Annotated in this window: 14 protein-coding genes; 7 read left to right on the top strand and 7 right to left on the bottom strand. The window is 64.2% G+C overall.

Annotated features, from left to right (window positions below):
• Positions 1-14: 14 nt before the first annotated feature.
• The 6 genes from NP503_RS16360 to NP503_RS16335 form a co-directional block, all read right to left on the bottom strand.
• Positions 15-365 (bottom strand): cupin domain-containing protein, encoded by a 351-nt coding sequence (locus tag NP503_RS16360; RefSeq protein ID WP_127266972.1) that lies wholly within the window; start codon positions 363-365, stop codon positions 15-17.
• A complete protein-coding gene (locus tag NP503_RS16355; RefSeq protein ID WP_127266971.1) occupies positions 362-1,636 on the bottom strand; it encodes a glycosyltransferase in 1,275 nt (424 codons plus the stop codon). Before NP503_RS16355 ends, NP503_RS16360 begins: the two co-directional genes overlap by 4 nt.
• A 12-nt stretch (positions 1,637-1,648) precedes the next feature.
• Positions 1,649-2,722 carry an ABC transporter ATP-binding protein gene (locus NP503_RS16350; RefSeq protein ID WP_127266970.1) on the bottom strand — a complete coding sequence of 358 codons (1,074 nt, stop codon included), beginning with the start codon at positions 2,720-2,722 and terminating at the stop codon, positions 1,649-1,651.
• A complete protein-coding gene (locus tag NP503_RS16345; RefSeq protein ID WP_127266969.1) occupies positions 2,719-3,513 on the bottom strand; it encodes an ABC transporter permease in 795 nt (264 codons plus the stop codon). The genes NP503_RS16350 and NP503_RS16345 overlap by 4 nt, the downstream gene beginning before the upstream one ends.
• Positions 3,506-4,348 (bottom strand): ABC transporter permease, encoded by an 843-nt coding sequence (locus NP503_RS16340; protein WP_127266981.1) that lies wholly within the window; start codon positions 4,346-4,348, stop codon positions 3,506-3,508. Before NP503_RS16340 ends, NP503_RS16345 begins: the two co-directional genes overlap by 8 nt.
• A 240-nt stretch (positions 4,349-4,588) precedes the next feature.
• Complete coding sequence (locus tag NP503_RS16335) at positions 4,589-5,653, bottom strand: spermidine/putrescine ABC transporter substrate-binding protein (protein ID WP_127266967.1); 1,065 nt, start codon at positions 5,651-5,653, stop codon at positions 4,589-4,591.
• A gap of 18 nt (positions 5,654-5,671) precedes the next feature.
• Here NP503_RS16335 and NP503_RS16330 point away from each other — a divergent pair, with 18 nt between their 5' ends.
• Genes NP503_RS16330 through NP503_RS16315 form a run of 4 tightly spaced genes read left to right on the top strand, consistent with a single transcriptional unit; the run spans position 5,672 to position 10,815 of the window.
• Positions 5,672-6,832 (top strand): GntR family transcriptional regulator, encoded by a 1,161-nt coding sequence (locus NP503_RS16330; protein ID WP_236382938.1) that lies wholly within the window; start codon positions 5,672-5,674, stop codon positions 6,830-6,832.
• 10 nt (positions 6,833-6,842) lie between these two features.
• A complete protein-coding gene (locus NP503_RS16325; RefSeq protein ID WP_127266966.1) occupies positions 6,843-8,126 on the top strand; it encodes a glycosyltransferase in 1,284 nt (427 codons plus the stop codon).
• Between the two features lie 5 nt (positions 8,127-8,131).
• On the top strand, positions 8,132-9,511 hold the full coding sequence (locus tag NP503_RS16320; RefSeq protein ID WP_127271820.1) for a glutamine synthetase family protein: 1,380 nt from the start codon (positions 8,132-8,134) through the stop codon (positions 9,509-9,511).
• Positions 9,512-9,513: 2 nt separating this feature from the next.
• A complete protein-coding gene (locus NP503_RS16315; RefSeq protein WP_127271818.1) occupies positions 9,514-10,815 on the top strand; it encodes an FAD-binding oxidoreductase in 1,302 nt (433 codons plus the stop codon).
• 220 nt (positions 10,816-11,035) lie between these two features.
• Here the strand turns inward: NP503_RS16315 and NP503_RS16310 are convergent, their stop codons facing one another.
• Complete coding sequence (locus NP503_RS16310; RefSeq protein ID WP_127268265.1) at positions 11,036-11,806, bottom strand: IclR family transcriptional regulator C-terminal domain-containing protein; 771 nt, start codon at positions 11,804-11,806, stop codon at positions 11,036-11,038.
• Between the two features lie 121 nt (positions 11,807-11,927).
• On the opposite strand from NP503_RS16310, the gene NP503_RS16305 reads away from it, so the two are divergent.
• The 3 genes from NP503_RS16305 to pcaF are packed head-to-tail and all read left to right on the top strand — an operon-like array spanning position 11,928 to position 14,786.
• The gene (locus tag NP503_RS16305) at positions 11,928-12,785 is read left to right on the top strand and encodes a CoA transferase subunit A (protein ID WP_127268264.1); all 858 of its coding nucleotides are present in this window, start codon (positions 11,928-11,930) and stop codon (positions 12,783-12,785) included.
• Entirely contained in the window at positions 12,782-13,579 is a 798-nt protein-coding gene (locus tag NP503_RS16300; protein WP_127268263.1) for a CoA-transferase subunit beta, read from the top strand. Before NP503_RS16305 ends, NP503_RS16300 begins: the two co-directional genes overlap by 4 nt.
• Before the next feature lies 1 nt (position 13,580).
• Positions 13,581-14,786, top strand: coding sequence for a 3-oxoadipyl-CoA thiolase (gene pcaF, locus NP503_RS16295; RefSeq protein WP_127268262.1), 1,206 nt, complete (start codon positions 13,581-13,583; stop codon positions 14,784-14,786).
• The last annotated feature ends 14 nt before the right edge of the window (positions 14,787-14,800 follow it).

The following is a 14,800-nucleotide window of genomic DNA, read 5'->3' as shown; positions in this document are numbered from 1 at the left end:
GTCAAGCTCCGTGGTCAGGCCAGCATGTAGACGTTGCGCATGGTCTCATGCACGGTGCATTCACCCGTCCAGCCGGCAGGGAACATGACCACGGTCCCGGCGGAGATTTCTATCAGCTCACCGACATCGGACCGGTAGGTCGCGCGGCCGGCGACGAAATGGCACAATTCATCGCGCGGGATGCTCAGGCGCCAGCGGCCTGGCGTGCACACCCAGATGCCGGATTCCGGCTGGTTGTTCGGGCCTTTGTGCACGAGTTTGCCGGTCGAGTGGGAGGCACCGTCCAACGCATCCGGCTGGGCGCCCCAGTCGACGAGATCGGCGCGGGTGGAGGCCTGGTGGAGGTGGGGAGCGGAGGAGGTCATAGCAGCGTCTCCAGCAACCCGGCTGCTTTCTCCGGCCCATTCTGCGCGCGCATCTGCGCCGATGTCTTCGCCAGCTTGGCTTTCATCGCCGGGTCGGTCAGGCAGGTTTCGATCTTGGCAATCAGCTCGGCATCGGTCCAGTCGTAGCGCGGCATGCCGAAGCCGTGGCCGGTTTCCTCTACGCGGGTGGCGTTGTCGTGGCCGTCCCAGACATAGGGCATGATGATCGCCGGCTTGCCGAAATAGAGGCACTCGGTGAAGGAGTTGTTGCCGCCATGGTGGATCACCGCATCGACCTGCGGGATAACCGAAGGCTGCGGGAACCAGCTCTCGACGATCACGTTGGCGGGCACGTCCGTGTACTGGTCCTTGTAGCCGCCGACATTGACCAGAGCCCGGTAGCGCGTCTTGCCCAGCGTCGCGATAATGCGCTTCAACAGGTCGACATCGCCGGCGCCGAGGCTGCCGAAGGAGACATAGAGCAGCGGCCCGTCATTGTTTTTGGCGAATGTCGGCACCGTGTAGGGTTTCTCCTGCCGCACGCAGCCTTCCAGATACTGGAACTTTGCCGGGTCGAGCGGGTGGCGGCGCTTGAACTTTGCCGCTTCGGGATAGAGCAGCAGGTTCAAATAGGGCGAGGCCTCGAAGAACTGGCCGATCGGATAAGGCGCCTCGTTGTTGGCGGCGAGGAAGGCGTTGAAGTCGTCATGGATCGGCTTGATCACCGCGTTGAAATGATCGCGGTAGCGCTGGTGACCGGCGTGGTCGTTCTCGCCGCAGCCGGAGAGATGGGGCGGGATGTCCTCGTCGTCGATCTCGTTTTCCGAGCAGGAGATGACGCGCACCCAGGGTTTGCCGAACTGCTTGATGGCCGGAAACAGGATGACGTTGTCGACGCAGATCACATCCGGCTTGATGGCTGAGAGAACGCGCGGCAGATCCTTCTGCGCCCATTTGGCGCTGTCGACGATCGCCGTCCAGCAATCCTTGACGTAATTGTCGACCTGATCGTAAGGCGATTTGCGGAAGTTCGGGATGTGGCCGTTGATGAAATCCTCCCAGAATTTCGCCATCTGCTCGGGCGGCATCGGCTCCGACAGGTTCACCGGATGCGCCTCGAAACCGTAGCCCTTGTAGACATCGACAAAGCCGGGGTCGGACAGGAAAACGGCTTTGTGGCCGCGCGCCTCGACCGCCTGGGCGATGCCGACGGAATTGAGCGCCGGGCCGTAGGCCGCTTCTGGAAAAAACGCGATCGTCTTCTGCGCCATCAGGCTTCTCCTTTATTCTGCGAAAACTCTGACATCGGCGGCGTCCCAGCCGAGTTCGACCTGATCTCCCGACGCGACCGGCCGGCGGTCGGCGGCATCAGCGGTGACGCGCACCAGGAACGGCTTTGGGGACAGAGGTGTGCGGACATGCAGCTGTAGGTCGAGCCCCTGATAGGCCAGCGCCTCGACCGTGCCGGTGGTGCGGTTGGCGGTCTCCACCGATGGGAACAGCCGGATGCGCTCGGGCCGCACCGACGCGACAGCAGATGCACCGGCTGTGAGTGTGGCGGGCACTTTGCCGGCGATACGCGCTCCGTTGGCAGCCACTACACCGTCGGTGGCGGCTTTACCGGGCACAAAATTCATCACGCCGATGAAGTCGGCGACGAAACGGTCGGCCGGATGCTCGTAGATCGCGTGCGGCGTGTCGCATTGCAGCAGTCTGCCGTCTTTGAGCACCGCCATGCGGTCGGCCATCACAAGCGACTCCTCCTGGTCGTGGGTGACGATGACGAAGGTAATGCCGACCTCGTGCTGCAGGCGCTTCAGTTCCAGCTGCATGGCGCCGCGCAGTTTCTTGTCGAGCGCGCCAAGCGGCTCGTCGAGCAGCAGCAGGCGCGGCCGCTTGACCAGCGCGCGGGCGAGCGCGACGCGCTGCTTCTGGCCGCCCGACAGTTGCTCCGGCTTGCGGTCGGTGAAGGGGACCAGCTCGGTTGTCGCCAGGATGGCGTCGACGCGGGAGCGGATTTCCGACGCCGGCAAGCGCTCCATCTCCAAGCCGTAGGAGACGTTGGCGCGGACGCTCATATGCGGAAACAGCGCGTAGGACTGGAACATCAGATTGACCGGCCGCTTGTTGGGCGGGGTTTTGGCAATGTCGCGGCCGTCGAGCAGGATGCGCCCCTCATTGGGCGTCTCGAAGCCTGCCAGCATGCGCAGCAGCGTGGTCTTGCCGCAGCCCGACGGGCCGAGCAGCGCGAAGAACTCATTCTCGCGGATGTCGAGCGAGATGCCGTCGACGGCGGTCACCCGGCCGAAATTTTTCGACACATGATCGATGGCCAGAAGCGTGCGGGGTTCGCTCATTGGCCTATGATCCCACGGTTGAGCCGCTGCGACAGGGTCAGCGCGGTGATCGAGACCGCCATGACTATGGTCGCCAGCGCGTTGATCTCCGGCGTGATGCCGAAGCGGATCATGGCGTAGATCTGCATCGGCAGCGTCGTCGATGCGCGGCCGGCGCCGGCGGTGAAGAAGGCGATGATGAACTCGTCGACCGAGAGCGTGAAGGCGAGCAGCGCGCCGGCGATCACCGCCGGCGCGATGACCGGCAATGTCACCCGCCTGAACGTGGTGAGCGCGGAGGCGCCGAGATCAGCGGAGGCCTCGACGATCGACCAGTCGAAGCTCTTCAGCCTTGCGCGCACCACCGAGCAGACGAAGGCGAGATTGAAGACGACATGGGCGAGGATGATCGTGTGCAGGCCCATGGTCAGGTTGAGCATGGAGAACAACGACAGCAGCGCGATCGCCAGCACGATGTCGGGAATGATCATCGGCGCGAAGATCAGCGCTTCGAGGCCCTTGCCGTACTGCCGGCGCATCTCGATGCCGATCGCCAGCAGCGTGCCGAGCAATGTTGCGATTGCGGTCGACACCAGCGCCACGATCAGCGTGTTGAGCGCAGCGGACAGGATGGCGCTGTTCGAGGCCAGCGAGGCATACCATTTCAGCGAGAATCCCGACCATGCGGTCGGCAGCCCACCTTCGTTGAAAGACAGCGCCACCAGCACGGCGATCGGGATGTAGAGGAAAGCGAAGACCAGGCTCAGCACGAGCCAGAGCGTGCGCCGCGTGGCGGGGGAGCGCTCAGCCATCGGTGCCTCCGCCGGCTTGCGCGGCGTGGCCCGAGGCGCGATTGGCGGCCAGCGCCTGCGCCATCAGCACCAGAAGCATGATGGCGATCAGCGCCATCGCGAGCGCGGCGCCGAACGGCCAGTCGTTGGCGGTCAGGAACTGGTCGTAGACGAGGTTGCCGATCATCTGGAAGCGGCCGCCGCCGAGCAGCGCGGGCGTGACGAAATTGCCGATCGACAGCACGAAGACAAACACTGCGCCGGCGGCAATGCCCGGCACGGTCAGCGGCAGGATGACACGGCGGAATGTGGTGGCGGCGGAGGCGCCGAGGTCACGCGAGGCCTCGGCGAGTTCCGGGTTGAGGCGCGACAGTGGCGCGTAGCAGGCGAGGATGACGAAGGGCAAATAGTTGTAGACGAGGCCGGCGATGACCGCGCCTTCCGTATAGAGCATCGATGGTGGCTCGCCGGTGTAGCCGAACCAGCGCAACAACTGCGTGATCAGGCCTTCGCGGTTGAGCAGCACGATCCACGCATAGGTGCGGATGAGGTAATTGGACCAGAACGGCAGCACGGCGAAGAACAGGAACACCGGCTGCCACCGGCGCGGGGCGGCTGCGATGGCGTAGGCGGCGGCATAGCCGATCACCACCGCGATCAGGGTGGCGGTGCCGGCGATGCGCGCCGAATTGAGGAAGATGCCGGCATAGAGCGGGTCGAAGACCAGGCCGAAATTCTCCAGCGTGAAGGTGTATTCGATGCCGCCATAGATGCCGCGCCGGAAGAAGGCGAGCGCCAGCACCAGCGCGCACGGCACCACTATCAAGGCGGCGAGCCATGCCAGCGCCGGGGCCATCAGGAGGGAGGAGCGGGAGGGGGTGTATTTCACGGAGGAGCGCCCCCCTCTGGCCTGCCGGCCATCTCCCCCTCAAGGGGGGAGATCAGCAGCTCGAACCTCTCGCTTACATCCAGATATCGAAGATTGGCGAAAGCGACGCCACAGCCAATCTCCCCCCTTGAGGGGGAGATGGCCGGCAGGCCAGAGGGGGGCGACATGGAACGCAAGCTTAATTCCAAGATGCTGTTGGAACAGTCCCTACTGCGCCGCCTTGATCTCGCTGACGATCTTCGAATAGTCGCGCTGGGCGTCGCCGACGTCACGCAACTGCTCGAACTTGACGAGATCGGCCACCGGCATCGCCATGTTGGGGAATTTGGCCAGGAAATCGGCCGGCAGGCTTTCCATGGCTGGCTTGTTCGGCACCTTGTAGTCGATGTTCTGCGCCGCCCAGGCGTGGTTCTTGGCGTCGAGCATGAAGTTGATGAACTGGAAGGCGGCATCCTTGTTGGCGGAGGCCTTCATCACCACCATCGTGTCAACCCAGAGGTCGGAGCCTTCCTTGGGAATGACGTATTTGATCTCTGGCTTTTCGGCGATGCCGTAATTGCACCAGCCGTCCCATGCCTGCACCATCAGCGCCTCGCCGGACACCAGCTTGGAATAGAAGGTGGTGTCGTCATAGGCGAGCAGGGTCTTCTTGGCCGAGATCAGCAGATCCTTGACCTCAGCCATCTTGGCCGGGTCGGTTTCGTTGACCGAATAGCCCTTGTCGAGCTGGCCAGCAGCCAGCAGCCAGCGGTCGGTCGCCAGCATGGTGGTCTTGCCCTTCAATTCGTCGGATGGCGCGAGCAGGTCGCTCCAGCTGGTGGGCGCAACCTTCATCAGGTCCGAACGGTAGCAGAGGCCGGTCGTGCCCCAGGTGTAGGGCACCGAGAATGCATTGCCGGCATCGTGCGGCAGCTTGGTTGCCTCGGGATAGAGATTGGTGAGGTTCGGGATCTTGGCGTGGTCGATCGGCTCGGTCAGGCCGAGCTTGTTCAGCACCTCGGCGAAGGGCGAAGAAACGAAGACCACGTCATAGCCCTTGCCGCCGGCGGCGATGAGCTTGCCCATGATCTCTTCATTGGTGGCGTGCACCACCACTTCGCCCGACACGCCGGTGGCGGTCTTGAAGGCGGCCATGGCGTCAGGCGCCATGTAGCCGTCCCAGTTGGAAATGACGAGGTCGGCAGCCGTCGCCGGCGCGGACAGCGCCAAGGCCAGGCCAAGTGCGATCGAAGATGTTTTCAGCGCACGGCGCCGCAGGCTGGTAGCGGTCATGACAGACTCCCATTTCGGTTGATCGTCGAATTGCATTCGCCGGACCAACGCCTGCGACCCTTGCCGCTGCCTCGATCCCGTTCCCTCGGTCTTTTTCTCGCCGATTGCCCTGACAGTACTATTGCAGAAAAAAGTACGTCAATCCATAATTTGCTAAGCGATCGTGGAATCTGGCCGATTGCGTCCGTGCGGGCGATCGGTCAGATCAATGCGGTCATGTCGTTTTCCACGAGACCAGTCATGCAAGCCGCAGCCCGACGACCTCGCACCAACCACCTCGATCTGGCGCAGCGCATCCTGGATGTGGCGCGGCAGCGCGGTTTTGAGCCCGGCGCACGCTTGCCGGAGCAGCAGATCGCTTCGTTGTGCAATGTCTCGCGCACGCCGGTGCGGGCGGCTCTCGGCCTGCTCGCTGAACGGGGTGTCGTGCGCTGGGAGGCAGATTCCGGTTATCACCTGGCCATCGACCTCACCGCGCAGGCTTCAGTCGCCACGGAACTGCCCGCCGCCGAGGAGGACGAGTTGGCCGAGGCGATCCTGCGCGACCGGTCGGCGCGTCGGCTGGACCAGACGGTGACCGTCGCGGGGCTGATACGGCGCTACAGTGCCGAGCGCAAGACGGTACTAAAAGCACTTAACAAACTGACCGAAGAGAATTTGTTGGACCGAGCGCCTGGCCAGTCCTGGCTGTTTCGGCGCACGCCCGACGATCCAGAGGCGCAAGGCGACAGCTATGAGTTCCGCTTGCTGCTGGAACCCGCGGCCATCCTGACGCCGGGCTTCCGGCTGGACGGCGCGCGGGCGGCGACGTTGCGCCAGGCTATGGAAGCGCTGGTGGCGCTGCCGGACGCCGCATTCGATACACGCGAGTTCCAGCGGCTGGACATCGATTTTCACGGCATGCTCGCTGAGGGCTGCGCCAACCGCTTCGTTGCTGATGCGCTGGCCGATCATCTCAGGCTGCGCCGGCTGCCGGGCATCTATGCCGGCGTCAACGTCTTCCGCCTGCGGCAATCGCTGCGCGAACACCTTGTTATACTCGACCATCTTGAAAGCCTGCAGTATGAGGTGGCGGCCGATCTGCTTCGTATCCACCTGCGGCTTTCCCGCAACCAGCGACCGCAGGCGGCCAGTCGCGGGGCGCCCGCCCTGTTCGGCATGATCAGCCGGCCGGAATGACGAGGAATAATTGACGCGTAAAGCCAGCCCGACCATCGCGCTGTTTCCCGAAGCCAGTTTCGGCGCGGCGTTGAATTGCGTCGGCATCGCGCAGGCATTGCGTGCCAAGGGAGCCCGGCCCGTCTTCATTTGCCATGCCGGCTTTTCCGGCGTCTTTGCCGACTATGGTTTCCAGGAATACCAGCTGCCGACCGACGAGCCGCTGAGCGACAGCGAACGCCAGAGCTATTGGCAGGCCTTCGTGCGCCGGCACCTGCCGCATTTCCGGCTGAGCCCGATCGACCAGCTGGAAACCTATGTCGCGCCGACCTGGCAGGCCATCGTCGACACTGCGGTCAATGCCGAGGCGCCGCTGCGCCAATTGCTGGCGCGGCTGAAGCCGGACGCGGTGGTGCTCGACAATGTCATCATGTTCCCGGCGATATCAGCCGCCGGCTGTCCCTGGGTGCGTGTCGTCTCCTGCGCCGAGACCGAGCTGCCGGACACCAATGTGCCGCCCTACCTGTCGGGGCTTGGTGCGGATGACCCGCAACGCGCGGCGTTCGAGGCAAGGTATCTGGCGGCTTGCGCGCCCGCACATGACCGCTTCAATCGCTTTCGCATGGATGCCGGCCTGGCGTCGCTGCCGAAGGGCCTGTTCCTCGAGGCGTCGCCCGACCTCAATTTGCTGCTGACGCCTTCGATCGTGCGTCGTGAGCGCGCCGAGCCGCTCGATCCCACGCGCTTCGTCTATCTCGAAGGCTGCGTGCGCTCGGAAGGGCCGTTCGAAGTGCCGGTGTTTCCGCGCAACAAGGGGCCGCTAGTCTATGTCAGCTTCGGCAGCCTCGGCGCCATGGATGTCGGCCTGATCGAGCGCATGCTGGTCGTCTTCGACAGGCTGCCGGCGCGCTTTATTGTCAATGCCGGCGGCCTGCGCGACGCCTACCGTGCGGTGCCGGACAATGTCTATCTCGACGCCTGGTTTCCGCAGCCCTCGGTGGTGGCGAAGTCAGACCTGTTCATCCATCACGGCGGCAACAACAGCTTTTGCGAAGCGCTGCGCTTCGGCGTGCCGTCACTGATCATGCCCTATTGCTGGGACGGACACGACAATGCGCGCCGCGCCGGAGAAACCGGCGTCGGTGACCATATCGGCCGCGACGCCTGGACCGAAGGAGTGTTGGAGAAAGCGATTCTCGGCCTGCTGGCCGACGATGCCATGCGCGCCCGCCTCAAGGACAATGCAGCCCAAATGGCGCTGAAACCTGGAACGGATGTGGCCGCCCAAGCCATACTCTCTTTGATACGGACATGAACGAAATGCCTGACAACAACACGAATATCTCGCTCTCCAGCGGCAACGACGCCAAGGCCTGGCTGGCCCGGCACGGGATCAACGAAGTCGAGTGCCTGGTGCCCGACACGAACGGCGTCCTGCGCGGCAAGGCCTTGCCGACGGCCAAATTCCTCCAGGCGCTGGAAGATCGCGCGCTCTATCTGCCGAGCAGCGCTTTCCTGGTCAGCATCGACGGCCGCTACTCCGGCTCGATCGACGAGGGTTTTGCCTATTCGGACCCGGACATGCGCATGGTGCCCGATGTCTCGACGCTGTGCCTGGCGCCGGGTGCCGCTCCCGGCAAGGCCTATGTCTTCGCCGATGCCTTCCATATGGACGACCGGCCCTGGATGGCCTCGCCGCGCCATGTGCTGCGCGCCGTGCTCGACCTCTACGCCAGGCGCGGCTGGCGGGCGGTGGTGGCGCCGGAGCTCGAATTTTATCTGACCGCGCCCAATCCCGATCCGGACCAGCCGCTGACCGCTCCGATCGGCGCCAATGGCCGTGCCGAGGGTGTGCAGCATCCCTATGACATGGCCGCGCTCGAGGAGTTCGAGCCGGTGATCCGCCGAGTCTATGACTATGCGGCGGCGGCCGGCCTGCCGCTCGACACGCTGATCCATGAATCGGGTACGGCGCAGCTTGAGATCAACTTCCTGCATGGCGATGCGCTGCCGCTGGCCGACAAGGTGCTGCTGTTCAAGCGGCTGACGCGCCAGGCCGCGCAGCAGAGCGGAATGCACGCCACCTTCATGGCCAAGCCGATCGCCGCACAGGCGGGAAGCTCGATGCATCTGCACATGTCGGTCATCGACGAGGCCGGCAGGACTTTGTTTGCCGGCAGCGACGATGCCGACAGCGCAATGTTCGGCCATTTCATCGGCGGCCTGCAGAAATATGTCCCGGAAATCATGCCGCTGTTTGCGCCCAACGTGAACTCGTTCCGCCGCATAAGGCCGAACCACAGCGCGCCGGCCAACATCGAATGGTCGCATGACAACCGCTCCTGCGGCCTGCGCGTGCCGGCCGGGGGCCGCGCGGCGCGGCGGGTGGAGAACCGGCTTCCGGGTGCGGATTCCAATCCTTACCTGGCGATCGCCGGCTCGCTGCTTGCCGGCTATCTTGGCGTCGAACAGAAACTGGCGCGCTCGGCCGAAGCGTCGGGCAATGCCTACAAGATCAAGAGCACGCTGCCGAAAACGATGGAGGAGGCGCTCGATCGTTTCGAGGCATGTGAGCCGGTGCGGGAACTGCTCGGCGAGGATTTCTTCCAGACCTATCTGCGCGTCAAGAGCGTCGAGCTCGACCTGTTCCAGGGCGTGGTGACGAGTTGGGAACGCGACCACCTTCTGCTGAAGGTGTGAACATGGCTTCCAGTTCAACGGGTTTCAATTCGGGCCTCGATATCGCCAAATCCTATTATGTCGCCACCGCCAATCCGGCGCCGGACCATCCGGCGCTGGTCGGCGACGTCGACACCGACCTGGTTGTCGTCGGTGGCGGCTGCACCGGCCTGTCAGCCGCCCTTCACGCCGCCGAGCGCGGCGTGAAAGTGGTGCTGCTCGAAGGCGGCAAGATCGGCTGGGGCGCGTCGGGCCGCAATGGCGGCCAGATGATCCCCGGCCTGCGCAAGGGCGCCAAGGGCCTGGTCAAACTCTACGGGCCGGAGCGGGCAAAGGTGCTGTTCGATCTTGCCTTCGAGGCACGCGGGCTGGTGCTCGATATCATTGAGCGCCACGCCATCGATTGCGATCTCAGGCTGACCGGCCATCTGGTCGGCGCGGTCAATGGCTCCGACCTCAGGGATCTCGAGGAAGAGGCCGAGTGTCTGGCCACGGTGATGAAATTTCCGCATGCCGAGATCCTGTCGGCGGCGGAAGCCCGAGCCAAGGTCGACACATCCTACCATGGCGCGATGTACGAGCCGCTCGGCGGCCACATGCATCCGCTGAACTACACGCTGGGCCTTGCCCGTGCGGCAGTTGCGGTCGGCGTCATCATCCACGAGAATTCGGTGGTGGTGAAACTGGAGCGCGAGCCTTCGATCCGGGTCTCGACTGCAAAGGGATCGGTCCGGGCCAGACATGTCGTGCTGGCGGGTGACGCTCTGCTCAACGGGCTGGAGCCGCGCGTCAACAGCCGCATCATGCCGGTCGGCAACTACATCGTCGCCACCGAGCCGCTGGAGGGCACACGCAATGTCATCCCGGCCAATGTCGCGGTGTCCGACACCCGCTTCGTCGTCAATTACTACCGCATGTCGGCGGATGGACGCCTGCTGTTCGGCGGCGGCGAACGCTACACGCCGTCACCGCCGGCCGATATTGCCGGCTTCGTGCGGCCGCATATGGAAAAGACCTTTCCGCAGCTCAAGGGCTGCCGCATCGATCAGGCCTGGGGCGGCTTGGTGTCGGTGACGACATCCAGGCTGCCGCACATCGGGCACTATGGCGAGGTCTATTTTGCGCATGGCTATTCCGGCAAGGGCGTCATCCTGTCGACGCTGTCGGGCAAGCTGCTGGCCGAAGCGATCACTGGCGATGCCTCGCGGCTTGACTTGTTCTCGACGCTGACGCCGATGCCGTTCCCGGGCGGCACGGCGCTGCGTGGGCCGCTCTATGTGCTGGGGATGCTATGGTACGCGATGCGGGATCGTATCAAGCATTGATCAGAGGCAATTGTCGACGTTAGCACTGCCCCTCACCTGCCTGCCGGCATCCTCTCCCCGTCAACGGGGCGAGGGACGCTGTTGTCGCCGGTATCGCCAATGTTGCAGGAAAGGCGATGGCGTTGCGCCAGCTACTTTCTCCCCGTCACTATACGGGGAGAAATGCCCGGCAGGGCAATGAGGGGCGGCGCTGGCGTTTGAAGAGTTTTCGGGCGATTGATTAGACGACAAAAAAATCCTCGATGCGCTGCCTGGCCTCAACCAGCACCGGCAGTATCTCCCGCTCCATCTCCGTCACCGAAAACCGCGCCGATTGCGTCGAGACGTTGATGGCCGCCACTGTGCGCTCCGCCCGGTCGCGGATCGGCACGGCGATCGAGCGCAGGCCGAGCTCCAGTTCCTCATCGACGATGGCAAAGCCGTCGGCCTTCGCCTTGCCGATGGCGCCGGCCAGCAGCCTGATATCGGTGATCGTCTTCGGTGTCCGTCTCTCGATGGTCGCCTGACCGAGGAATGCGTCCAATTCCCCTGATGTCAGGCCGGCAAGCAGGATGCGTCCCATCGAGGTGCAGTAGGCCGGCAGCCTGGTGCCGACGTCGAGCGACACGCTGAGGATGCGGCGGCCGGGAATGCGGGCGACATAGACGACATCCTCACCCGACAGGATGGCCGCCGAGCAGGCCTCGTTCAGTTGTGCTGCCACAGAGCGCATGATGGGCGCGGCGAAGGCCCATAGCGAGGCGCCGCCGAGCCAGGTGCGGGCAACCGTCAGCAGGCGCGGCGACAGCGAGAACACGCGGCCGGCCTGTGTTGCATAGCCGGTGGCGGTGAGTGTCAGCAGGAAGCGGCGGGCGCCGGCGCGGGTGAGGCCCGCTTCCTCCGCCATTTCTGTCAGCGTCATGCCCGAGGGATGGCGGGCCAGGATCTCCATGACGGCGAGGCCGCGATCGAGCGAGCCGACATGATCACGGGAAACAGCCGCTTCGTCCATCTTGTCTCCGCGGAACGGCATCGGCGTCAGGATTGACTCCTCGCCCTCGCTCAGCGTAGAAAGTATCGCATACAAAACATATGTTCGCAATACGAACTTTCTGAAACCCGGAGCCGATGCGATGGTCAAGTTCCTGCCGCTCAAACAGGCCGTGGCCGAGAATTTGAAAGATGGCGACTCCGTCGCCTTCGAGGGCTTCACCCATCTGATCCCGACGGCGGCGGCGCATGAGGCGATCCGCCAGGGTTTTCGCGACCTGACCCTGATCCGCATGACGCCGGACCTGATCTACGACCAGATGATCGGCATGGGCATGGCAAAGAAAATCGTCTTCTCCTATGTCGGCAATCCCGGCGTCGGCCTGCTGCGGCGCGCCCGCGATGCCATCGAGAACGGCTTTCCGCGCTCACTCGAAATTGAGGAGCACAGCCATGCCGGCATGGCCAATGCCTATGAAGCGGGTGCTGCCGGCCTGCCCTGCGCGGTGTTTCGCGGCTATCGCGGTGCTGGCCTCGCGGCGGTCAACCCGAATATCAAGTCGGTGACCTGTCCGTTCACCGGCGAGGTGCTGGCCGCTGTCCCTTCGATCCGGCCTGACGTCACCTTCATCCATGCCCAGAAGGCCGACAGGAAAGGTAATGTGCTGGTCGAGGGCATCATCGGCATTCAGAAGGAAGCGGTTCTGGCGGCCAAACGCGCTGTGGTGACCGTCGAGGAAGTCGTCGACAATTTCGACGATCCGCACCCCAATCTGACCGTGCTGCCGCGCTGGACGATCGCGGCGATATCGGTCGTGCCCGGCGGCTCGCATCCGTCCTACGCGCACGGCTACTATGCGCGCGACAATGCGGCCTATCTCGAATGGGACGAGATCGCCGCCGACCGCGAGAAATTCCAGGCGTGGATGCAGGCCTACGTGATCGAGAAGAGCGCCGACGATTTCGCGGCCCGGGTCGAGCATTTGAGGAAAGCGGCATGAGCGACAATCCGGGATTCACCCCCAACGAGATGATGACCATCGCCGCCAGCCGCGCGCTGCGCAACGACGATGTCTGCTTCGTCGGCATCGGCGCGCCATCGGCCGCCTGCAATGTGGCGCGGCTGACGCATGCGCCTGACATCACCCTGATTTACGAGAGCGGCACGATCGGCACCGCGCCTGACGTGCTGCCGCTGTCGATCGGCGACGGCGAATTGTGCGAGACCGCTATCACCACCGTCGCGGTGCCTGAGATGTTCCGCTACTGGCTGCAGGGCGGCCGCATCTCGATCGGCTTCCTCGGTGCGGCGCAGCTCGACAAATTCGGCAACATCAACACCACCATCATCGGCGACTATTTCCATCCCAAGACCCGGCTGCCCGGCGGCGGCGGCGCGCCGGAGATCGCGACGTCGTCGAAGGAGATCTACATCACCATGGCGCAGACCAAGCGCGGCATGGTCGAGAAGATCGACTTCTTCACCTCCTTCGGCCATGGCGAGGGTGGTGACCATCGAAAACGGCTTGGCATAGACACCGCCGGCCCGACGCTGCTGATCACCGATCTCGCCATCTGGAAGCCGGACCCGGTGAGCAAGGAATTCACTGTCGTGTCGCTGCATCCCGGCGTCACGCGCCAGCAGGTGCAGGAGAGCTGTGGCTGGGTGGTAAAGTTCGCGGAGGCGCTTGACGAAACACCGGCGCCAAGCGAACTCGAACTCAAGACATTGCGCGACCTGCAGGCCCGCACCAAGGCGGCGCATGAGGGAACCGGAAAAGCAAAGGCTGCATGACATGGCCGAGGCCTATATCTGCGACTACATCCGCACTCCGATCGGCCGCTTCGGCGGTTCGCTGTCTTCGGTACGATCAGACGATCTTGGCGCGATACCGCTGAGGGCGCTGGCCGAGCGTAATCCCGGCATCGACTGGCAGGCTGTCGACGACGTCGTCTATGGCTGTGCCAACCAGGCCGGCGAGGACAACCGCAACGTGGCGCGCATGGCGCTGCTGCTGGCAGGTCTGCCGAAGGAGATTCCAGGTTCGACCGTCAACCGCCTGTGCGGCTCCGGCATGGATGCGCTGACCATAGCCGCTCGCGCCATCAAGGCGGGCGAAGCGGAATTGATGATCGCGGGCGGCGTCGAATCGATGAGCCGCGCGCCCTTCGTCATGCCCAAGGCCGACACGGCGTTCTCGCGCAATGCCGAGATCTACGACACCACCATCGGCTGGCGCTTCGTCAATCCGCTGATGAAGAAGCAGTATGGCGTCGATTCGATGCCGGAAACCGGCGAGAACGTCGCCGAGGATTTTTCGGTGTCACGCGCCGACCAGGACGCCTTTGCCGTACGCAGCCAGGACAAGGCGGTCGCCGCGCAAGCCAATGGAAGGCTGGCAAAGGAAATCACAGAGGTGACGATCCCGCAGCGCAAGGGCGATCCGGTGGTCATCTCGAAGGACGAGCATCCCCGCGCTGGCTCAACGGTCGAGACGCTGGCCAAGCTGCCGACGCCGTTCCGGCAAGGCGGTACGGTAACGGCCGGCAATGCCTCCGGCGTCAATGACGGGGCGGCGGCGCTGATCGTCGCTTCCGAGGCGGCGGTGAAGACATATGGCCTAACGCCGATCGCCCGCATTCTCGGCGGCGCTGCCGCCGGTGTGGCGCCGCGCATCATGGGCATCGGCCCGGCGCCGGCGACGCAAAAACTCTGCGCGCGGCTTGGCCTGACGCCAAAACAGTTCGATGTCATCGAGCTCAACGAAGCCTTTGCCTCGCAAGGCATAGCCGTGCTGCGCCAGCTTGGCATTGCCGAGGATGCGGAACACGTCAACCCGAATGGCGGCGCCATCGCGCTTGGCCATCCCCTGGGCATGTCGGGTGCCCGCATCTCCGGCACGGCGGCGCTGGAGCTGCGCGAACGTGGCGGCCGTTATGGGCTTGCCACGATGTGCATCGGTGTCGGCCAGGGCATCGCGATCGCGCTGGAACGGGTTTGATCGGCGGCCCTTGC

The sequence above is a fragment of the Mesorhizobium sp. SEMIA396 genome (assembly GCF_024518615.1).
In the GTDB taxonomy this organism is placed as follows: domain Bacteria; phylum Pseudomonadota; class Alphaproteobacteria; order Rhizobiales; family Rhizobiaceae; genus Mesorhizobium.
The sequence above is the reverse complement of the archived record's forward strand: the minus strand, read 5'-3'. Positions and strand labels throughout refer to the sequence as shown.